Source organism: Microcystis sp. LE19-8.1F (genome assembly GCF_027531715.1).
Taxonomy (GTDB): Bacteria; Cyanobacteriota; Cyanobacteriia; order Cyanobacteriales; family Microcystaceae; genus Microcystis; species Microcystis wesenbergii_A.
In genome coordinates this window covers 1-22,008 of the sequence record NZ_JAPZSO010000230.1, presented here as the reverse complement: position 1 = coordinate 22,008, position 22,008 = coordinate 1, and the positions used below count along the sequence as shown (strand labels likewise).

The 22,008-nt window shown below is 42.1% G+C and carries 17 protein-coding genes and 1 pseudogene; 11 read left to right on the top strand and 7 right to left on the bottom strand.

Annotation, left to right across the window (positions count from 1 at the left end; translation table 11 throughout):
• Positions 1-223: 223 nt before the first annotated feature.
• Positions 224-694 carry a hypothetical protein gene (locus O9334_RS20985; protein ID WP_288002298.1) on the top strand — a complete coding sequence of 157 codons (471 nt, stop codon included), beginning with the start codon at positions 224-226 and terminating at the stop codon, positions 692-694.
• A 66-nt stretch (positions 695-760) separates the two neighbouring features.
• On the opposite strand, the gene O9334_RS20980 is transcribed toward O9334_RS20985, so the two are convergent.
• Positions 761-1,252, bottom strand: coding sequence for a hypothetical protein (locus tag O9334_RS20980; RefSeq protein ID WP_045361041.1), 492 nt, complete (start codon positions 1,250-1,252; stop codon positions 761-763).
• 191 nt (positions 1,253-1,443) lie between these two features.
• Here O9334_RS20980 and uvrB point away from each other — a divergent pair, with 191 nt between their 5' ends.
• Positions 1,444-3,447: an excinuclease ABC subunit UvrB gene (uvrB, locus tag O9334_RS20975; protein ID WP_190381500.1), complete on the top strand. Its 2,004-nt coding sequence runs from the start codon at positions 1,444-1,446 to the stop codon at positions 3,445-3,447.
• A gap of 4 nt (positions 3,448-3,451) precedes the next feature.
• The gene (locus O9334_RS20970; RefSeq protein WP_288002295.1) at positions 3,452-4,495 is read left to right on the top strand and encodes a flagellar assembly protein H; all 1,044 of its coding nucleotides are present in this window, start codon (positions 3,452-3,454) and stop codon (positions 4,493-4,495) included.
• A 289-nt stretch (positions 4,496-4,784) separates the two neighbouring features.
• Here O9334_RS20970 and O9334_RS20965 read toward each other — a convergent pair whose 3' ends face one another.
• From O9334_RS20965 to O9334_RS20955, 3 genes are all read right to left on the bottom strand, one after another.
• Positions 4,785-7,664, bottom strand: a complete 2,880-nt coding sequence (locus O9334_RS20965) for a UPF0182 family protein (RefSeq protein WP_288002293.1) — start codon at positions 7,662-7,664, stop codon at positions 4,785-4,787.
• A gap of 145 nt (positions 7,665-7,809) precedes the next feature.
• Positions 7,810-9,036 (bottom strand): glycoside hydrolase family 10-like protein, encoded by a 1,227-nt coding sequence (locus tag O9334_RS20960; RefSeq protein ID WP_288002292.1) that lies wholly within the window; start codon positions 9,034-9,036, stop codon positions 7,810-7,812.
• Positions 9,037-9,167: 131 nt separating this feature from the next.
• The gene (locus O9334_RS20955) at positions 9,168-10,295 is read right to left on the bottom strand and encodes an ABC transporter permease (RefSeq protein ID WP_190381512.1); all 1,128 of its coding nucleotides are present in this window, start codon (positions 10,293-10,295) and stop codon (positions 9,168-9,170) included.
• 84 nt (positions 10,296-10,379) lie between these two features.
• Between O9334_RS20955 and O9334_RS20950 the strand changes: the two genes are divergently transcribed.
• Positions 10,380-11,309: a 2OG-Fe(II) oxygenase gene (locus O9334_RS20950; protein WP_288002290.1), complete on the top strand. Its 930-nt coding sequence runs from the start codon at positions 10,380-10,382 to the stop codon at positions 11,307-11,309.
• A gap of 74 nt (positions 11,310-11,383) precedes the next feature.
• Here O9334_RS20950 and O9334_RS20945 read toward each other — a convergent pair whose 3' ends face one another.
• Entirely contained in the window at positions 11,384-13,582 is a 2,199-nt protein-coding gene (locus O9334_RS20945; protein ID WP_288002289.1) for a phosphoketolase family protein, read from the bottom strand.
• Positions 13,583-13,712: 130 nt separating this feature from the next.
• Between O9334_RS20945 and O9334_RS20940 the strand changes: the two genes are divergently transcribed.
• The 6 genes and pseudogenes from O9334_RS20940 (at position 13,713) to O9334_RS20915 (ending at position 19,452) form a co-directional block, all read left to right on the top strand.
• Positions 13,713-15,206, top strand: a complete 1,494-nt coding sequence (locus O9334_RS20940; RefSeq protein WP_045361027.1) for an SLBB domain-containing protein — start codon at positions 13,713-13,715, stop codon at positions 15,204-15,206.
• A 120-nt stretch (positions 15,207-15,326) separates the two neighbouring features.
• On the top strand, positions 15,327-15,518 hold the full coding sequence (locus O9334_RS20935; RefSeq protein ID WP_045361025.1) for a hypothetical protein: 192 nt from the start codon (positions 15,327-15,329) through the stop codon (positions 15,516-15,518).
• 46 nt (positions 15,519-15,564) lie between these two features.
• Positions 15,565-16,524 (top strand): aldo/keto reductase, encoded by a 960-nt coding sequence (locus tag O9334_RS20930; RefSeq protein ID WP_190381465.1) that lies wholly within the window; start codon positions 15,565-15,567, stop codon positions 16,522-16,524.
• A gap of 156 nt (positions 16,525-16,680) precedes the next feature.
• Positions 16,681-16,913, top strand: a pseudogene (locus O9334_RS22965) (IS1634 family transposase); the annotation flags it as partial.
• A gap of 52 nt (positions 16,914-16,965) precedes the next feature.
• On the top strand, positions 16,966-18,303 hold the full coding sequence (locus tag O9334_RS20920; RefSeq protein WP_288002285.1) for a helix-hairpin-helix domain-containing protein: 1,338 nt from the start codon (positions 16,966-16,968) through the stop codon (positions 18,301-18,303).
• A gap of 114 nt (positions 18,304-18,417) precedes the next feature.
• On the top strand, positions 18,418-19,452 hold the full coding sequence (locus O9334_RS20915; protein ID WP_288002282.1) for a M42 family metallopeptidase: 1,035 nt from the start codon (positions 18,418-18,420) through the stop codon (positions 19,450-19,452).
• Here the strand turns inward: O9334_RS20915 and O9334_RS20910 are convergent.
• Positions 19,449-19,940 carry a hypothetical protein gene (locus O9334_RS20910; RefSeq protein ID WP_190381889.1) on the bottom strand — a complete coding sequence of 164 codons (492 nt, stop codon included), beginning with the start codon at positions 19,938-19,940 and terminating at the stop codon, positions 19,449-19,451. The genes O9334_RS20915 and O9334_RS20910 overlap by 4 nt on opposite strands.
• A gap of 16 nt (positions 19,941-19,956) precedes the next feature.
• Positions 19,957-20,166, bottom strand: coding sequence for a hypothetical protein (locus tag O9334_RS20905; RefSeq protein ID WP_288002300.1), 210 nt, complete (start codon positions 20,164-20,166; stop codon positions 19,957-19,959).
• Between the two features lie 165 nt (positions 20,167-20,331).
• On the opposite strand from O9334_RS20905, the gene O9334_RS20900 reads away from it, so the two are divergent.
• Positions 20,332-21,909 (top strand): hypothetical protein, encoded by a 1,578-nt coding sequence (locus O9334_RS20900; RefSeq protein WP_288002279.1) that lies wholly within the window; start codon positions 20,332-20,334, stop codon positions 21,907-21,909.
• Positions 21,910-22,008: the final 99 nt, after the last annotated feature.

Here is a 22,008-nt window from a genome sequence, read left to right as displayed (position 1 = left end):
GCTCCAGCTACATCAAATGTTCCCAAAAAATATAGAAGAGCTAATGCAAATTAGCCGCTATCGGTTGAAGGATTACATCAAAGGACAAAGAGCGATATCGCTTGCCCTATCTACCTTCTAGCTCGCTTGTCCCCCTCTCAGGTCTATTCCCCATTACTTTTTATTATCAAGTGTCCTAACTCCTGTTTACCAAGATTCCCTGGCCAAAGAACAACTCAATAACTTGATTACCGCCAGGATTAAACAGCCATCTTATCAATCCCAAAGAACAGCAGCGGCTAATTTTTTACCAGTAGAACCAATTAAAGTCGGAGGTAAAGGATTTAATCTAGCGGCCGGTCTCTTAATTGTCCCAGATGTAGTAGATTATCTTCCGGCTGCCCTGAGTGAGAAAACCCCTTTCTGGAAATTTCAAGGTAATACCGTTTCTCCTGCTCAAGGTTATCAAGACCATTATGTTCGCAATGGTAACGGTCAATTAGCTATGGTCAAAGCTTCTTCATATAATCGTATTTGGGATTGCCAAATCGTCTCAGATACTCAGGTTGATCTGGGAATCACTTATTTTAGTCGCTGGCACTTTGAAACTAATCCCAAGGGAATGATTAGCAGTCAGGGAATCTCTCAGGACGGCTTATTTACTCTGCAATTAAAACCGGGAAAATACCAACTAATTGCTCAATATCGTGCTTAAGTAAAGGGAAAAAAATAAATTCCCCGTCCGGGACAGGGAAAAAATCTATCTTGATCAACAAAACAATTAATCCAAAAATCCCATTAAAGTTTCGGGATCATCGATTTCATTGGAAGCAACGGGACGATTACCCATGACTGTATAAGTTTCGCTAATGTGCAGATGACTGAGAGCGATCGGACGATTGCCAGAAATCGCTAGAGTGCTACTGACTTCCATACCGCTAGAGCCGACAGGACGCAATCCACCGACGGAAGAATAGGTACTAACAATTTTCAGATGGCTAACTTCCACGGGACGGCTCCCGGGTAACATTTCATCTTCCGTGAAGTGAAGATGGCTAGTACCAACAGGACGATTTTCGGGTAAGCGATGTTCAGGTTGATAGAATTTTAAGGCTTTGGAAGCCGATTCAGCGTTGTTTTTCACCGAAAGGGCGACCACTTCTTTATCTTTGGCGGTTTTAGCCGTAGTAGCTTTACCGCGTGAGCTGCTGGTCTTTTCTTCTGTGGTTGCTGGGGTTTGGGTCCCGTTCGTTTCTAGATTTTCCACCGTCATAACCTGATACTCCTTTCCGTTAATAGCTTCGGGGAAACGATAAGATTTAAGTTTAGGGTATTCTCGAAGACTTTTAATCTTTTTTTAAAATCCTCTCTAATATTAAGATACATCTTTCTTTCCCAAAACCCTATAAGTGTTGGTAATTTGATTGATAATTTATTTTGCCTGTTCTCTACACCTAGCCGCTAATGACCGCTTTTCAACTACAAGCACCCTTTCAACCCACTGGGGATCAACCGGCAGCGATCAATAAATTGGTAGATTCCCTGCAAAACCAGCATCGTTTCCAAACCCTCTTAGGGGCAACAGGCACCGGCAAAACCTTCACCATTGCCGCCGTCATCGAGAAAATTGGCAGGCCTACCCTCGTCCTGGCCCATAATAAGACCCTGGCCGCCCAATTATGCAACGAATTGCGGCAATTTTTCCCCAATAACGCCGTGGAATACTTTATCAGCTATTACGACTACTATCAGCCGGAGGCTTATATTCCTGTCAGCGATACCTACATCGAAAAGAGTTCTTCGATTAATGATGAGATCGATATGCTGCGCCATTCGGCCACGCGATCGCTGTTTGAACGCAGGGATGTGATCGTCGTCGCTTCCATTAGTTGTATTTATGGTTTGGGAATGCCGGCGGAATACCTAAAAGCGGCGATTTCCTTAACAGTTGGTCAAGAGTTCGACCAAAGGCAATTATTACGGGCCTTGGTGTCAGTGCAGTACAATCGCAATGATTTAGAGTTAACTCGCGGCCGTTTTCGTCTGAAGGGCGATATTTTGGAAATTGTTCCCGCTTACGAGGATCGGGTTATTAAAATTGATTTTTTTGGCGATGAGATTGAAAGTATTCGTTATCTCGATCCCCTGACGGGGGAAGTTTTGCAAAAATTAGAGCGAATTAGTATTTATCCGGCCCGTCACTTTGTTACCCCAGAGGAACGTTTAGAGGTGGCCTGTCGGGATATTAAAACCGAGTTAGATAACCGTTTATTGGAGTTGGAAAAAGCGGGCAAATTACTGGAAGCGCAACGGTTGGATCAGCGGACTCGTTATGATTTAGAAATGTTGCAGGAAGTGGGTTATTGTAATGGCGTGGAAAATTATTCGCGGCATTTAGCGGGTAGATTAGCGGGGGAACCCCCGGAATGTTTGGTGGATTATTTTCCTCAAGATTGGTTATTAGTTGTGGATGAATCCCATGTCAGTGTGCCGCAGATTCGCGGGATGTATAATGGCGATCAATCACGAAAAAAAGTTTTGATCGATCACGGTTTTCGTTTACCCAGTGCTGCGGATAATCGTCCTTTGAAGTCAGAAGAATTTTGGCAGAAAGTTAATCAATGTATTTTTGTTTCGGCCACTCCGGGAGATTGGGAATTAGAACAGTCAGAAAATCGCATTGTTGAACAAATTATCCGACCGACGGGAGTTTTAGACCCGGAGATTTTTGTGCGACCAACTGAGGGACAAGTGGATGATTTATTAGGGGAAATTAAGGAGCGAGTGCGGTTAAATGAACGGGTTTTGATTACCACTTTAACTAAACGCATGGCGGAAGATTTAACCGAATACTTGCAAGAAAGGGAAATTAAAGTTAGATATCTACATTCGGAAATTCAATCAATTCAACGGATTGAAATTATTCAAGACCTGCGAGAAGGGGTCTTTGACGTGCTGATCGGGGTGAATTTGCTTCGCGAGGGGTTAGACCTGCCGGAAGTGTCTCTAGTGGCGATTTTAGACGCAGATAAGGAAGGATTTTTAAGGGCTACCCGCTCTTTAATTCAAACTATCGGCCGGGCCGCTCGTCATATTCGCGGTCAGGCAATTCTTTACGGAGATAATCTCACTGATAGTATGATTAATGCGATCGAAGAAACCAAGAGACGGCGAGCTATTCAAGAGGAATATAACCAGAAACATGGGATTATTCCGCAACCGATTGTTAAAAGGTCGAGTAATTCAATTTTGGCTTTTCTGGATATTTCCCGTCGCCTAAATTCTCAACAATTAGAGCAGGTTTGTGAGAATATAGAAGAGCTTTCTTTAGAACAAATTCCCGAGTTAATTCAACAACTAGAAGCGCAAATGAAAGAAGCGGCTAAAAATCTAGAATTCGAGTCAGCGGCTAAATATCGCGATCGGATTAAGCAATTGCGAGATAAGTTATTAAATCATCTTAGATAAACCTATGACTAGATTTATTCATGACCAGTTTGCTAAAGATTATCTCGAAGAATTATTATCTTCTCTGGGAGAAGTAAAATCGGCACGGGTTGTACGCGGAGAAGTACGAGAAATCGATGTCTGGTTTTCACCCCAGATGCTCGATAATAATCCGAGAGAACTGCTGGGATTACTGGGAAAAATGGCGATTAATCCCTGTTTATTTGAACCCTTTCGCAATCCTGTCACCGCTACAGAAATTAGAACTTGTCTGTTAAAATTGTTGCAAGTGGAAGGAGAAATTAATCGTCAAGCAAATCGTCAGAAAACGAATGTTAACGATGGGGAAATCCCCCGTCTCTGGATTTTGACTCCCACCGCTTCCTCGCAACTGTTAGGAGGATTCGGAGCTAAATTAGATGAGGAGAATTGGGGGGAAGGTATCTATTTTTTAGCTCCCTCTTTACGCACGGCAATCACCGTTATCCATCAATTACCCCCAACAGAAGCAACTCTCTGGTTAAGAATTTTAGGCCGGGGAAAAGTACAAGCAAGGGCGATCGATGAGCTAGAATCGTTACCAGAGGATCATCCTTTTCGGGTAAATGCTCTAGAATTATTATTAAACTTGAGAACTTCTTTAACTAACGATCAAGAGCTTGAAGAGGAGGACAGAGAGTTAATTATGAGATTATCACCTTTATACACTTCCCGTCTTCAGGAAGAACTGGATGCTGGCCGTCAACAAGGTCTTCAACAGGGTCTTCAACAGGGTCTTCAACAAGGTCTTCAACAGGGTCTTCAACAGGGTCTTCAACAGGGTCTTCAACAGGGTCTTCAACAGGGTCTTCAACAGGGTCTTCAACAGGGTCTTCAACAGGGTCTTCAACAAGGTCTTCAACAGGGAGAACGTCTGGTGATAGAAAATTTATTGAAAGCTCGTTTTGGTAGTTTAGACCCAGATTTGTCCGTAATCATTGATCGCATTTTATTATTACCAGTGGAGGAGTTTACCCCTTTAATAATTAATTCATCTCGCACAGAATTAATTGCCCACTTTTCCAATTAAAAGCATAACTCAATCCTTTGATGATACTGGATTTTAAAATTGGCTGATTAACCAGAGCAGGCAATTTTCTGGGCGAATTTGGGGATATTGAGGATTGTTCTGGAACCAGCATCAGCTTTCTTGCTAATTGGCCACAAATTAGCGGCAATTTAAGTAGGTAGGCTTTAAAAATTATCAGACACCCCCCTTATCAAGGGTAGGGTTGATTCATGAATCAACCCTACCTTATCAAGGGAGGCAGGGGGGATCGAACCTAAAATCCATTTTTAATTTAATTATAACCAGCTACTTAGCTCTGATCACCTGAGAATAGCTTTTCTAAAGCTTCCTTCAAGGTTGGTTCCATGACAATTTTATTTTGATAAGCAACTGTTACTCTAGCGATTGTCGGGACACTATTTTGGTCTGCCACTAGATACAAAGGTTCTACATAAAGCAGAGATTGTTCAATGGGAATAATTAATAGGTGTCCTTGCAAAACTTTAGAACCGTCCCGATTCCAAAGGGAAATCTGTTGAGAAATATCTGGATCTTGGTTAATTAAAGCCTCAATTTGATTCGGTCCGTACACTAACCTTTGTTTAGGAAATTGATAGAGTAATAACTTACCATACTCTCTATCGTCTGAACGCGCCGCTAACCAAGCGATTAAATTTTGCCGACTAGAGGGAGTATAGGGATGGAGGAGAATAAATTCTTCTTTGTCGGCATCGGGCAGTTTCATGATTAAATAATAGGGTGATACAGCCTGGGGTTCCGTGCCGTAAATTTCTAGGGGAATTTCCCATTGATCCTCCCGATTATAAAATACTTGTGGATCGGTCATGTGATAGGTTAATAATCTTTCCGCTTGGGTACTAAATAAATCTTCGGGATAACGTATATGACTGCGGAGAGTTTTCGGCATTTCTGCTAAAGATTTAAAGAGATGAGGAAAGATTTTACGCCACGTCTGAATAATTGGATCATTTTCATCGGCAACATAGAAATTCACCGTTCCATGATAGGCATCCACTACCACTTTGACCGAATTGCGAATATAGTTAAATTTATCTTTTCCTGGGTCAGAATAGGGATAGCGATCGCTAATAGTATAAGCATCAATAATCCAATGTAATTTACTACTACTATCGCCCACATCTGCCGCTACTAAATAGGGGTTGCGATCATAATTTAAAAAAGGTGCGATAGTTTGCACGCGATTTTGGATATCACGACGCATTAATAGCCGAGTTTCGGGAGTAAAATCTTGGCTAAATAACATTTGCCAATCCCGCAGATAAAGGGCAAATAGCCAACGTCTCCACCCCGTACCCACTAGGATTCCTCCCTTTCCATCGTAGGTATTATAGACATTTCCATCCCCGCTGGGAAAATCCAATTCTTCTACGGTGGTGGGAGTCATCACATAATTATTAGTTAATTCCCCGTAGTAAATGCGGGGTTTACCAATGGGAATACTATAATCAATTAATTCGCTAGAGGTTTGTAGGGCCCCTTCGTCTTTATTTGTGCCGATATCTTTGACAAAATAGTAGGGTAAACCCCCGGCAGCCACTAAATTAACCGGGGAAAGAGTGAACCCATAACCGTGGGTATAAACGAGATGTTTATTCACCCAAGTGTTAGCAGAAGTGGGAACCGCACTATAATCTAATTCTCTAGCGGCAATAATGGTCTGTTGTTTTTCAGATATTTGACGTTCCTCGATTTTTTCAGGCACTCCCACTCGTACCCGATAGCGATCAATATCAGCATCGGGGAATTTATAATATAAGCGAATTTGCTGTAACTGTCGGTTAGTTTCTAGCAGTGGTTTGGTATCCCAAAGACGAATATTATCGATAGTTAGATGATTTCTCTCTAAAACTTCGGCATTTAATTCGGCCTGTGGATCGAAAATTTGGGCATCAATTCTATCTAAGGAAAAAGCCGCTCTTGTGGATTGAATACTTCTTTCAATATAGGGTCTTTCTCTCACTAATTCATTCGGTTGTACGATTATTCTTTGTAATACTCCACTGATAATTGTGCCACTTATCCAAACAATTAAATAGAGAAATACAGGAACTAAGTAGGGGGAAAATACCAACTTTTTCTTGGCGGTTTTGTATAACTTGCGACGGTCTTTTTTGCCAAATAATGATTTTTCTCCTAACCATATAGAGGTTATTGCTGCAATAATTCCCAGAATAATTTCAATAAATTGACCAACATGAACATCGATATAACCCGCACCATAAACTACTCCTTCGGGAGAATAAAGTAGCAGGTAACGCTGAATAATATGGTGTAATACTAGCAGCCCCATTAACCCACTCCACAGGGCGTACAAATGACGCAGTTGCGGACGGGAAAACCCCGGAAATGTTCCCAGAGAAAGACTATCGGCCGAAAAAAGATAGGTTAAACTGACGGCGAAAAGAGTATATATTCCCACACCACTAAGCCATAATTCTAGTAACTGCCACAGGGGTAATTGAAAGATGTAAAAACCTAAATCATTCCCGTATTGAGGATCGTTAATATTGAAAGGAACACCATAAAAATATTTTAAAAAATTCGCCCACTGCCCAGCAATAATAAAAGATAGCAGTAGGGTGAACACTAGGGATATTATTCGCAAAAAATAATCGGTTTTAATTAATAATCCCAGAACTAAAAAAGCGATAATTAACCCTTGCCAAAGATTACTGGAAATATCGGTTAATACTTGCCTAATCCAAACTATTTCCAGAGGAGAACTTATGGAAGAACTAAGGTTAGGAAGATTAAAATCTGGTGTCCAGAGACTGAGGGCTAGTTTACTGTAATACAATAACATTGACCCGATCCAAGCTCCAATTCCCGTTGCGATAATCAAAAGACTGAGTAAATTAATACTAGGAGATTGAGGACTAAGAGGATAACTATCTTCCTTGGCTTTTTGCCAACGAAAACGCTGGGCTAAACGTAAATTAGTAAAAATAAAGAGTAGAGAAAGAATCGCACTTCCCCAACCTAATCCTAGTTGCCAAGATAATTGTTTCAGGAAAGTGTTTAAATAACCCATCTCGGTAAACCAGAGGCTATTGGCTACCACTAATACCCCCAACTGCCCGATCACAAGGCAGCCGAGAAACAGTAAAATAGGTTTAGCGATCGAGCTTCGGTTATGTCTGATCAGCATGGATAAAGTGATAAAAGAGAGTCTTCTTTCATTCTAGCGATTCTAGTTTCTCCCTGCTGCTTTTTCTTAATTTAAAGATAAACTTAAGAAACTATAGCCTGGTTAGGGCAATAATTTAGCTGAAAGTCAGCAATTTTCCCTAATTTTAGCGAGGATTAGCAGACTGGAGTATTTCTCGAAAAATCCTGCGTCGATAGGAAGGAGATTCATTGCTCATATTCCATAAAGTTTCGTAGAAAAAGAAAGAAACGCCAAAATTTTGTTGTCTCGATTTTTCCACTTGTTGAGTAATATTAACCATCGGAATCGGACGACCTTTTAAACCAGATAAAATCCCAATAGCCACGGGGATAGATTCTCTAGCTTGCTGTAATTCTGGTTGGGATAATTCCCAGTCAAAGGCGTTCATATCAGTTCGATACACTTGCACTATTAATTCATCAATCAAGTTTTTTTCTTGCCATTTTTGCCAATCTAAAAGATAGGATTCTAGGGAGAAAGTGTAGGGATTAGGAGATAGGGAAATAATCGCTCTAGGTTGCTGCTTTTTAATCGTCTGGGCTAAACTATTCATATAGTCAGTAATTTTATCGGCCCGCCATTGAATCCATGCTTTATCTTGGTAATCTTGCGGTGGTAATTGTCCAGAATGTTCCCTTTGATAGAGCTTAATCGTGGTTTCATCATAGCCAAAATCGGCGGGATAACCAAAATGGTCATCAAACTGAATTCCTTCTATATCGTAGTTAGTAATAATCTCGCTGACTAAATCGGTAATAAAGTTTTGTACTTGCGGATGTAAGGGATTTAACCACACACGTTGATGCACTTTTCCTTCCCACCAAATCACACTTTTATCCTGTCTTTGGGTTAACCAATCGGGATGTCGTTTGGCTAATTCTGAATCCGCAGGAGCCATAAAACCAAATTCAAACCAGGGAATAATTCTTAATTTTTTCCGATGACCTTGGCTAATTATTTCCTCTAAAAAGTCGCGATTTTTTAAAGACTTATGGGGATCGATCGCTCGTCCTGTGACTTTTGCTGCTACCTTAGAAGGATAGAGTGTATAACCCCAATTCCAGACCGTGGGATAAATAGTGTTAAAGTTTAAATCAGCCAACCTATCAAGGGCATCTTTTAGGGTTTGCGGTTTAAATAATACCTCACTATCGATATTAGTTAACCAAACTCCACGAATTTCGGGTTTTTCTTGGGGTTGATTGGTGGATTGTGCCGGATAATTAAAGGTTATCGTCATGATACAAGCAAAGATAATTAAAAATATTACCCAGCTTATTTTTCCGTATCTTTGACTATAAATCACCAAACTATCGGCGAAATTATTAAAAGTTTTACTGATTCTATTCATAATGGGAAGTGGGGAAGTGGTAAGACTTTTCAGTTATCAGTGAACAGTAAACGGTAATCAGTGAAGTTATAACTCACATCTGATAAACGATAACTAATAGCTGATAACTTATAATGGCTAAAATAACTAAATTATCTCTCTAAATTGCGAGGATCTAGAGCATCGCGTAAACCATCACCGAGTAAATTAAAAGCTAAAACGGTGAGAATAATTAACAAAGCAGGCGGCCAAATTAACCAGGGTTGTAGAACAATAATTGAGGCATTGGTAGCCAGAGAAAGCATATTTCCCCAACTAGGATCCGGCTGTTGAATTCCCAAACCAATTAAACTTAAAACCGATTCGGCCACGATAAACCCCGGCACCGCTAACGTAGCAGAAATAATGATATAACTGGCAGTTTGGGGCAGCACATGACGCAGAATAATATAAAGGGGTTTTGCTCCCATAGCTTTGGCGGCCTGAATAAATTCCTGTTCTTTCAGGGATAAAACTTGACCGCGAATTACCCGCGCTAATCCCGACCAACTGATAAAAGAAGTAATCAGGACGATTAATAAAAAGCGCTGGGTACTGGTTAATCCTGCGGGTAAAACGGCCGCTAGGGCCACGAGTAAATATATGCCGGGGATAGTCATTAAAACTTCCACAAAACGCATTAAAATCCCATCTAACCAACCACCAAAATAGCCAGAAACGCCACCGACAAATAAACCGATAGGGAAAGAAATTAAAATCCCGACCAAACCGATAAATAAACTAATTCTGCCCCCGAAAATCAAGCGACTAAAACTATCGCGTCCCGATTCGTCGGTTCCCAATATATTGATTCTACCATCGCCGATGACCCCGAACAGATGGAGATCAAAAGGGATACCGGGGAATAAAGTTACTTCCTCCCATTTTGGCGGTAAAGGTAGGCGAATTTGACCGAAATTATAGGTTTCACCCTTAACCAAGAGACGTAGCGGCAAGGGGTTGTTAAAATCTCTCATTAGCTTCCGCTCACCAGTTTCTATATTAATAGCACTTTGAGTGGTGGGATAGACGTGGGGGCCAATCCACTCACCCTTGTTACTTCCCGACTGCGAGCGCCAAAAGATTTGGGTGGGGGGTAGGAGAGACTGACCGGGTTGGGAGGAGTAGGGAGAGTAGGGAGCGACAAAATCCGCCGCCATTACGCTTAAATAGAAGATTAACAGTAAAACTGCTCCCCAACGGGCGAGAGGATTATCTTTGAGTTTGTGCCACCAGTCCATAGGCGATGAGGTCAATAGGAGAGTTAATCTTTATTTTGCTAGTTTGATTGCTACAATTTATCATACCAACAAAAAAGCTGTCTAATGTTTATTAATCCCCTTGTTTATGAGAAATCTTCTGTCTATCGTCAAGATTTTGAGACAGCGCAACCGTTTAAGCATTTGGTCATCGATAATTTTTTAGTTGGGGAGCAAGCGCAAATTTTGCTGGAAAATTTTCCCAGTTTTAATCCGCAAAAAGCCATTAGTGAGTTAGGAAAAGTTGGCGGCAAGGCAGTTAATGAGGATTTAATCGGTTTAGGGGGTGTTTACCAACAGTTTGGCCGCTACGTTCAATCTCAAGAGTTTTTAGAGTTAATTTCCCAATTAACCGGTATCGATAATTTAATTACAGACCCTAGTTTTTATGGGGGTGGAACCCACGAAAATTTACAGGGTCAAGAATTAGACCCTCACATTGATTTTAACCTCGATGAGCGTCACTGGTATCATCGCCGCTTGAATTTATTAATCTATTTAAATCCCCAATGGCAAGCAGATTGGGGGGGGAATCTAGAGTTACATTCCAATCCTCGTCAACCAGAAGAAAATAGGATTAAATCTTTTGTACCTATCTTTAATCGTTGTCTTATTTTTGAAACCAATGAACATTCATGGCATGGATTTTCTCAGATTAATTTACCAGAAAATCAACGGCATTTATCCCGGAAATCTCTTTCTATCTATCTCTATACCAAAGAACGTCCTATCGAAGAATTATCACCATCTCATACAACTTTTTACATCCCGCGCCCGCTGCCAGAAAATATTCAACCCCATCAAGTTTTAAGCTCGGAAGATTACCAACAAATTAAAATTTTACTGAAAAGACGGGATGATTTAATTCGTTTTTATCAAGATAGAGAACTGAAAGAATCGCAGGATTTAGTTAGTTTAAAATCCCATATTAAGCGCTATCTATCTCTCCAATATCCTCGCCTATGGAAAATTATTAAAAGTTTACCTCGTTGGTAAAAGTGACCTGAGAAAAAAATCCCTACTTTCCAATCAAAGAAAGTAGGGAATAATCAAAAAAACTAACTGGGAACTTAGCCTAATAACTGGGTAGCACGGGTAGTTAAAGCATTGGCAGTTAAGCCATTATAGGCCATAATTTCCCCGGCACTGGCGGTGGTTTCTCCCCGTTTCCAAGCGAAGACATCCCGACGGGTATTACTGCGTAACATAATCGGTTCTAACATGGCGCTTGTACCACCAGTTACTCCGATTAAAGCATCACCAGCAAAGAGACTGTCAAAACCAGCATCATCAAGGAAATTATTATCAGCTTCTGAGCTAGTTTCACTCATCACATCGCTAGGACGGTAGAGACGACGGGGATTAATTACCGAGACAATTTTTACCCCGATTCCCGCCGCTTCTAACTGTTGGGCAGACTCAAAGACGGGTAATAAAGTCATATCACCAATGACGGCAAAAACGACTTTTTTGCTGCCTTCCGATTCCTGGAGAATTACGCCGCCTTTTTCCAAAGCTTGACGGGTTTGCTCAAAGGTGGTTCGCACCGGTAAAGGCGATTTACTAGCAGTGATTGTAATGCCTTTATTGCTGGTTCCTAAAGCCCATTGATAACAGACTTGAATGCTGTTAGCATCGCAGGGAAAGAGAGGAAAAATATTACCATTTCGCATCATAGCGGCGAAATAATTTTCAATCTCTGGGCGTTGGTGTGTCCAACCATTACGCCCTTGCTCTAAGGCTCCGGCGGTGAATAAAGTAATAGTAGAAGGGGTGGGACGACGTAACTCCGCCATCGCTTGGGTTACAGTCTGCCAAATCGGTAAACCATTGATAGCAAAAGACTCGTAGGAACACCATAAAGTCCGCCCTCCCAAGAGAGATAAACCGACGGCTAATCCAGCACAGGCATCCTCGCTTAAAGGCTCATAAACTTGACCGTTAGGTGCTTGGAAATAGGCATCATCGGTGGTGGGGTGAATAATCTTTAACCCGACGTTAATATTATTAATTCCCGAAGCGGCATTACCATCAGCATTTGTGACGACAAAATTGGGGTCAGCTTTACCCACAGCTACCACTAATTCCCCCATGGCAGTGGTGGCCACTTTTTTATCGCCACCCACAGTATATTCGGTCATCGGTAAGGTTCCTAAATCCGGCAGAGGGAAGACTTTTTCCGTTACCACTGTTTCCACTGCCGGACCGCCTCCAGAGCGCTCGAAATTAGTACGAACAATTGCCCAAGCTTCAGGGGGTAAAGCGCGTTCCTGCAAGGCACTAACGATATAATCTTTTTCTAAAGAATCCCCGGGGTAAAGATTATGGGAAGCCGCTCCCCGTTTGTGAACTCCCGCCCCTTTAAGTTGTTTAATAATGATCACCGTTAGTTTACCACCTAGGGCTAATTGGGCGGCTTTATCCGTGGCCATTAACACCGCTTTCATGAACTCCAGACGCTGGTTAAAAGAGAATTTGGTGCTATCTACATATTCCCCATTTTGATTAGCATCATCGAAGTCTTTGGCATTAATGAGAATCACTTCCTCGAAACCATTACCGCGCCAATAGGCTTCCATTTCGGCGTTAGTTTTCAGGGACACCATGCTATGGTGTTCTTGGGAATAGCCATTCCAAACTAAAATCGGCAGAAAATTGGTAATTTCTGGATAAGCAGTGTGAAAATGACCAAAACTACTCATAATGTAGGGTTCTCCTAAACCACCATCCCCGATAGTCACAGGGAAAAGAGTATTAGGGTGTAATTTGGCCGCCGCCATGGCAAAATGTTGGCCTTGGCCCAAAGGACCGGCCGGCCCGAGCAGTCCGGGGATTTGTCCAGAAAGATGCCCTAAAAGTCCGTGTTTTTCCCGAAAACGTTCTCCCAATTCGCTGACGTTGCTGATGCCCATGGCTTCCAGAGAGCGATCGAGAAAGACGTTACTATAAAAACCGGGGGCATGATGGCCCACTTCGGTGAAAATATTTTTCTGGCCTAACATCATCAAAGAGGCAATCACGTCGGCGGCGCTGGCAAAACCGCCGGGGTGTCCCGATTCTTTGGTAGCGGTGATTTGTAGGGTGAGGTAACGCAAAGCATCGGCGGCTAGGAGGGTTTGATAGATAGCATTCGGGTCATTAGCGGCAATAATAGCGGTTTTTCCCTCAGCGATAGCGGCTTTTCCTGCATATTTATCAAATTCCGGTAAGGAAGCCCCAAAATATTTTATCCCTTGACAAAAATCGGGAATTGTGCTAGTAGCTGTCATAAAATTAATATACCCCTTTACATACAGGCAATCGTTAAAACTATCTTACAGTTAGCGGTAACTCTCGATAGATGCGATGCTACAGGGGGTTTCCATAGGCGATCGACTATTTGTGCTACACTGATCGCCAATGTCAACGATAAAATTAATCCTATTAATAATGTTAAATAGCAGCCAATTACAGGATTTAATCAGCCAATCACTACGTTATCTGTTAATTATCGGCACTATTGCCCCCCTAACTTCCTTAGAAGCCCGCCCAGTCCAAGCCACTCCTCCTAGTAGTCCCGCACCCCCTAAAGAAGCGATTGCCCCTATCCCCGCAGAAAGCAAAGAGTACACCTTGGGAGAAGGGGATAAAGTGCGCGTCACCGTTTACCAAGTGGCGGATTTAAGCGGCGATTTCCTTGTTTTAGCCGATGGAACCCTAACTTTACCTCTGATTGGTAGCGTCAAAGTGGAGGGAATGACCGTCACCGAAGCCGGCCAAACCCTGGCTAAACGTTACACCACCTATCTCAAGCGTCCCGTGGTTACTGTTAGCATTCTCACCCCCCGGCCCCTGCAAATCGCCATCGCGGGGGAAGTCAATCGCCCGGGTACCTATACAATTAACCCCGAACAAAGCCAAAAAACGCCCCTATTGACCGAAATAATCCGGCAAGCGGGGGGAGTGACTACGGTGGCCGATATCGGTCAAGTTCAAATCCGACGCAACCTCAAGGGACAAGAACAGCTAATTCAAGCCAATCTCTGGCAATTAATCCAAAAAGGCGATACAACCCAGGATATTAGCCTCAGAGATGGCGATAGCATCGTTATTCCCACTAAAACGACCCTTAGCGTCGGCGAAGTCAATCAATTAGCCGATGCCAATTTTGGACTAGATAGCGATCGAGAAATTAATGTTACTGTGGTGGGAGAAGTTTATCGTCCTGGCTCCCATCGTATTGTCCCCAATCAAGTTAACACCGTCACCACAGAGAATAATCGCGGAATTCGACGACAACCGGCCCGACTAACCCAAGCTATCCAACAAGCGGGAGGCATCAAACCTCTGGCCGATATCCGACAGGTGCAAGTGCTGCGTTACACCCGTGACGGTTCCCAGCAGAAAATCCCGGTAGATCTCTGGAGTTTGCTCGATAAAGGTGATATGACCGGCGATATCTTTCTTCAAGAAGGTGATACGGTGATTATCCCCACCGCGACTGAAATCTCGGCCAAAGAATCGGAAACCCTAGCATCGGCTAGTTTTGCCCCTAAAACTATTAACGTGAAAGTGGTCGGTGAGGTGAAAAAACCGGGGATAATTGAAGTTCCTCCCAATACCCCTCTCAATCAGGCAATTTTAACCGCAGGAGACTTTGATAAGCGTCGCGCCAATCAGTCCACAGTGGAATTAATTCGTCTCAATCCTAACGGGACTGTCACCAAAACCTCAATTAACATCGATTTTTCCCAGGGTATCAACGAGAAAACTAACCCGATTCTCCGCAATAATGATGTGGTTGTGGTTCATCGCAGTGGTCTGGCCTCTGCTACCGACACCCTCGGCACGGTTTTAAGTCCCTTTACTGGTTTGACAGGCTTTTTCAACGGATTTTTTAATCTTTTCCGTTAAAAAAGTTCACTTTAACCCGATGTCATGAGCTAAGTAATCGAGCTAATAATAGATATAGAAACGGCAAAAAGTCGTGAGCGGTCACGGCTTTTCTGCTCGATAGACTCAGGAAAGAAAACTATGATTTTTCTCCTTACTTTAGCCCTAATCTCCCTCTCGATTAGCTATGATGTTCACGGCGAAATAATTAGCCTCAGTACCCGCTTATTAGGTATTTTTTGTGGCTTATTAAGTTTGTTCTTTACACCTCTACTGGTAAAAGTTTTTATTCTTGTCACCTTAGTCCTCTTCTACTGGGATTTTCCGCCCTAAACCCGACTGAAACCCCGATCATACCTCACCCATCAAAAAAACTGTTATGCAAAAACGCTATCTCGGTCAGACTAATATAGAAATTACTCCCCTTCTCGTGGGTACTTGGCAAGCAGGAAAAAAGATGTGGGCAGGTATTGAAGATGGAGAAAGTATTAAAGCCATTCGTGCCGCTTTTGAGGCAGGAATTACCACTGTAGATACAGCCGAAATCTACGGGGAAGGTCACTCGGAATCCATTGTCGCTCAAGCTTTGGCCGATGTGCGAGAACAGGTAGTTTATGCCACCAAAGTTTTTGCTAATCACCTCAAATACGAGGAAGTTATCGCCGCTTGTCATCGCTCTTTAAAAAACCTCCAAACCGATTATATAGATCTTTATCAAATTCATTGGCCCAGTGGCTCATGGAACACGGAAATAGTGCCTATTTCTGAAACTATGGCCGCTCTTAATTATCTGAAAGCCCAGGGAAAAATTCGCACTATAGGGGTTTCCAATTTCTCCCGCTCTCAACTGGAAGAAGCCAGTCAATACGGCAGAATTGAGAGTATTCAACCTCCCTATTCTCTGTTTTGGCGCTCGGTAGAAAAGGAAATTATGCCCTATTGTCTAGAGAATAATATTTCTATTTTGGCCTATTCTCCCCTTGCCCAAGGTTTATTAACAGGAAAATTTAGAAACGGTTATCAGTTGGCAGCCGAGGATCATAGAATTAAAAATAAACTCTTTCATGGCGAAAACTTTCAGAGGGTACAAGCGGCTTTAACTCAATTAGAACCGATTGCTAACCGCTATAATTGTTCCCTAGCTCAATTATCTCTTGCTTGGTTAATTAAGCAACCTCAAACTAATGCAATTGCTGGGGTAAGAAATGCCGCTCAAGCAGTTAATAATGCTCAAGCAATGACAATTAATTTAACCCCAGAAGACCTAAAATTAATTGATAATATTGGTCAACAGGTGACTGATTGCTTGGATGATAATCCTGTGCTGTGGAATTTCTAAAAAATATACCTGAACTTTTTTCGTATATACATACTACAATAAGCTAAAACCTTTATTCATCAATGGATACAGCCATTGATTTTTCTGAATGTAACCATGTTGATTGTAATATTTATTAATAGACAAGAATTCTCTCTATTGGCTAAAATGGTAGTCATGTATATAGAAAAAGTTCCCCCCACCGCCGTTCTTCGACTAGATTGCTACCGAGAAGGAAATCAAGTCAAAAAAAGAACCCTTGCCAAACTCTCAAAATTACCCGATGATATTATATTATCGACAATCTGAAACTGGCTCTCAAAGGGGCAAAACTGTCAATGACTGAAGGCATTCTCAATTACTTTGAAGTGATTAAAATTCTTCCTCATGCTCATCTGATGGCTATGCTTTATCTTCCTATGGCTACCGTTGCAAAAATCTCTGGAGAGTTGGGTTAATAATATGGTTAAAATTATCAGTCGTCAATTTTTGGGAAGGCAACCCGTTTACGATATTGGTGTGGAGAAAGATCATAATTTTTTGCTGGGCAACGGGTTAATTGCCTCCAATTGTTTTAATAAATCTCACTCTACCGCTTATGCTTACGTCACCTATCAAACTGCTTATTTAAAAGCTAATTATCCTGTGGAATATATGACAGCGTTACTAACTGCTAGTAGCGATAATCAGGATAAGGTGGAAAAGTACCGAGAAAACTGTCAGAAAATGAATATCGATGTCGAACCTCCCGACATCAATCGATCGCAAAAACATTTTACCCCGATTGGACGCAAAATTCTCTTCGGTTTGTCCGCAGTTAGAAATCTGGGCGAAAATGCGATCGAGGCTATTTTAAAAGCGCGGGAAGCAGCGGGAGGAAAGTTTACTTCTTTAGGTGATTTTTGTGAGCGTGTTGATTTACGAGTAGTCAACAAAAGAGCTTTAGAAACGCTAATTTATTGCGGTGCTTTTGATAAAATTCAACCGAATCGCCATCAATTAATTGAAGATTTAGAATTAGTAGTTGCTTGGGCGCAAAAACGCACCAAAGAGAAAGAAAGTGGTCAAATGAATATTTTTGATATGCTAGGGGGTAGCACAGAAAATAAACAAGAGTCCGAGTTTGAACAGTCTCCCAGTGCAACGGCAGTAGCAGATTTTTCCCTACAGGAAAAGTTAAAACTGGAAAAAGAACATTTGGGTTTTTATGTTTCCGAACATCCTTTAAAAGCTTTACAAAGAGCCGCTCAAGTCCTATCTCCTATCAATTTAGCTGACTTAGAAGAACACAAAACCAGAAAAAAAGTCAGTGCGATTGTCCTATTAAATGCCGTTAAGAAAATTATGAACAAAAAAGGGAATCCTATGGCCTTTTTAACCCTAGAAGATGCCTCGGGACAGTCGGAAGCGGTGGTTTTTTCCGATACCTACGAACGTCTGCAAAAATTATTAGTAGAAGAAGCAACTTTAATGGTGTGGGGAAAAGTTGATCGCCGAGATGATCGGGTACAATTAATTATCGAAGATGCGGAACCGATCGAAACCATTAAAATGGTGATGGTTAATTTATCCCTGCAAGATGTCGTCAACCAAAATCGTCAAAATCTTCTTAAAAGTATTCTGCAATCGGGAGACAAACAAAAGGCAAAAGTTCCCGTTATTGCCACCATCGGTGCGGGAACTCAGCGTCAATTTGTGCGTTTAGGACAAAACTATTGGGTAGAGGATGACAATTCAGTGCTAGAGTCTCTGAAAGTTGCGGGTTTTCTGGCTAATTCTGCACCTCTGATTAATCATTAAATGCTAACTGGCAATCACCCAAGAGTCATGGCTGCGCCAATATTGTTCCTCTAAAACCTTCTCGATTTCCTGTTTCGATAATAATTCTCTTTCGACCCACAAATCAAGACAAATATGGATTTTGATCACCTCTTTGATACTATTGCCACTCTTGTCCTCCATCATTCTCCTAGTGGAATGGAAACGGAAATCGATCGCTTTTTACTAGAACGCTTTCAAGAGTTAGGATTAGAAACATGGCAAGATCAAGCGGGAAATGTCATCGGAAAGATTAAAGGACGGGATTCGACTAAAAAAATTGCTATTACTGGTCATAAAGACGAAATTGGTGCTATTATCAAGGCAATTAATCCCGATGGTACTCTGCAAATTCGCCGACTCGGGGGAGCTTTTCCTTGGATTTACGGAGAGGGAGTGGTGGATATTATCGGTGATAGGGAAACCAGATCGGGGATTCTCTCCTTTGGTTCCCGTCATATTTCCCATGAATCCCCGCAAAAAGTGCAGCAGGAAAACACTCCCGTCACCTGGGAATCCGCATGGATAGAGACGAAATTGACTCCGGAAGAATTAGAAGCTTGCGGGGTGCGCGTCGGTAGTCGAGTCGTGGTGGGAAAACACCGAAAACAACCCTTTCGACTAAAAGACTACATTGCCAGTTATACCCTCGATAATAAAGCTTCCGTGGCGATTCTTTTAGAATTAGCGGCCAGAGTAATTAACCCCGCAGTGGATATATATCTCGTTGCCTCGGCTAAGGAGGAGGTAGGAGCCTTAGGGGCCTTATTTTTTACGGCAAATAACCGCTTAGATGCTTTAATTGCCCTAGAAATCTGTCCCCTCGCTCCTGAATATCCGATTAAGGATGGCAGCAGTCCTGTTTTATTGTCTCAGGATGGTTACGGTATCTATGATGAGGAATTAAATCAAGAATTACGAATTGCAGCCGAAAAGGCGGGAATACCCCTGCAATTAGCTATTATTAGTGGGTTTGGTAGCGATGCCTCCATCGCCATGAAATTCGGTCATATAGCTAAGGCCGCTTGCCTAGGTTTTCCCACCCAAAACACCCACGGTTATGAAATCGCCCATCTAGGAGCCATAGCTAACTGCGTTAGCATATTAGAAGCTTATTGTCAAGTAATTTAGCTATTTTTAGCAAAAAACCAGAGCATCAATAGAACAACGGCGATCGCCAGTCCGCTAAAAACAGTATTTTTATGCTGCTCTAACTGCATGGGTGGGGGGGATTCTTCTTTTTTCTGTTTATTTGTTCCCTTTTTAAATTGTGCTGTACTATCGGGAAGTTGATCTAAATCGGGAATCTTCGTCATCCACTCATCCGGGCGTTTGAGACGGGGAGCTTCGATAATATAAAGTAAACGCTTGGCCTGTTCGCGAATTTGATAGATAGGATGGGTAATCAGTTGCCTACAGATTTCACTCGCTTTCTCCCCCTCTCCTAACCCCTGATGGGCAGAAATTAACCAAATTTGGATCTCACCCCCTGCTCGGGAGCCTAGGGAAATTAAGGCTAAAGCCGCATTTAATTGCTGGATACTAAGACGATATTGTCCACGCTCAAAAGCACTGATTCCAGCTTGATAAAGGTCTTGAAAAGAAGGATTTTCGGCCACGGGGTCAAGATTGAGATCAATAAAATTTTACATAAGTATAGCAAGAGCTAAGAAGCAAAAGGAAACTCTGATCAGTATCAGATGGGTTCTTCGTTACTAGGTCCGGTTCGATTGGGGGGCATAAATCGATTAAATCCTTATCTGGCAAGAGACTTAATTGATTAGTGCGCTCTAGAGCGAAAACAATTGACAAAATAAGGGTTTCATCTCTTATAACCCCGTCTATTACCTAACACAAACCGAAGAACCTCACTGATACTGATGACTGTTTACTGGACGGCTACGCCGTGCCTTTGGCAACACTGAAAAGCTCCCAGCCTCCGCCATTGAGAATGAGAATCTCGTCCAAAATTTGGTACACTTTCTGCTAAACCTGTTCAAGCTGCACGATATGAAGGAGAGGAACTTTCTGTTACTAACTATATTAGCGATCGCCACTATACTAATTAGTCTAGTTTTAGGAATTGTATTTGACAAAAAAGCGGCCTTGTTAGGGATTTTTGCAGTTCCCGCCATGGTCGCTTCTTTTATCTATCCCCGTATGGGATTATTAGCCCTGATCATCTATCTTCCCCTGAATAGTACCTTCGCTTTGGCCGTGGCGAGAGTTTTTCAGCTAAAGGGCAACCTAATTGACGCAGATACATCCTATGCTCTCTACAAAATCGCCAAAGATGCCTTTTATTACGGTGCTTTAGCGGCAATTTTAATTAAAACCAAAACTTTTAAGCAATTATACCCCCAAATCAAACCTTTTCTCATCGCCGCTTTGATTTTACTTGCCAGCAGCTTGATAACTTTTCTTTTTGTCAATCTGCCCCAAGGAGAAATTGCTGTGGGAATTGTGGGATTAAAAACCCTCCTCAGTTATATTCCCCTAGTTCTCTGTGGCTACTATCTAATCGAGCAAAAAAGGGATTTGTTCGAGGTTAATCGGCTTTTAATCGTGATGATCTTAATCTGTTGCGTTTTAGCTCTAATTCAATACTTCTTACTCCTACAAGGTATCTGTCCCGATAGTGAATCCCTCAATCAACTGGAAGTTATTGCCCCGAAATCAGACACCCAATCTTATCCGAATATTAGCGAAAAAGCCAGCCTGAGAGCTCAATGTTTTGTCGGGGGTTCGGTATTGTATAATCCCGATCGAGGCTTAATTCGTCTCCCCGGCACACTTTCTGATCCTTGGCAATGGGCTTGGTTTTTAGTATCTAGTAGCACCATCAGTTACGCAGCCAGTTTTAGTGATCCGCAAAAAAGATGGCGCATCGCTGGTTGGGTAGCAATGGTTTTAGTCTTCCTTGCGACTCTGGTTTCTGGACAAAGAGTACCTTTCTTGCTAGTACCTTTGTTTTACTTGGTTCTTTTTATTGCTACTAGCAAAAAGAAACGAAAGTTACCATTAAAATTGGGAATCTTGGGGCTGCTTTCCCTGCTTGCGGTGACGTTAATTCCCTTTATTCGGGAAAGAGGGCTAAATTTTATCGTTCGCTGGCTATATTCGTCTCCAATTGACTTTGTAGTCAATCAAATGCAGTGGATATTCAAATATGTACAGCTTTTTGGTTTTGGTTTAGGCAAAGCCACCAGTGGCGCTCGTCATGTAGCGGGAGAAGAAGGGATAAGACTAATTGAAACCTACTATGCTAAACTCCTCTACGAAGGCGGTATCGTCGGTTTTATCGCTTTTATGGCACTGGTGACAATTCTCTGTATTCTAACCTTTAAAGCCTATTTAAAAGTAAAAAATCCTGCTTTAAAGCATTGGGGTCTTTGTATCTGGATTTTCCTACTTTTTATTAGCTATAACCCCTACTATTATCCTCTCTCTGTCGAGCCTGTTTCTGTTTACTATTGGTTATTCGCCGGACTATTGCTAAAACTGCCAGAAATCAGTGAGAAATTGGAAGATGAGGAGAGATTTCTCGTAACCGTTCAGGGGGGGATGTCAAGCAGCCAGTGTCATTGACTCAGTGGAAGAACTCTCCTGGGGCAGCACAGAGGGAGAAGCACTGCCCCTCCTAGAGGCGCGAATCGCCTCAGTCATGAATTCCAAGACATTGCGGTT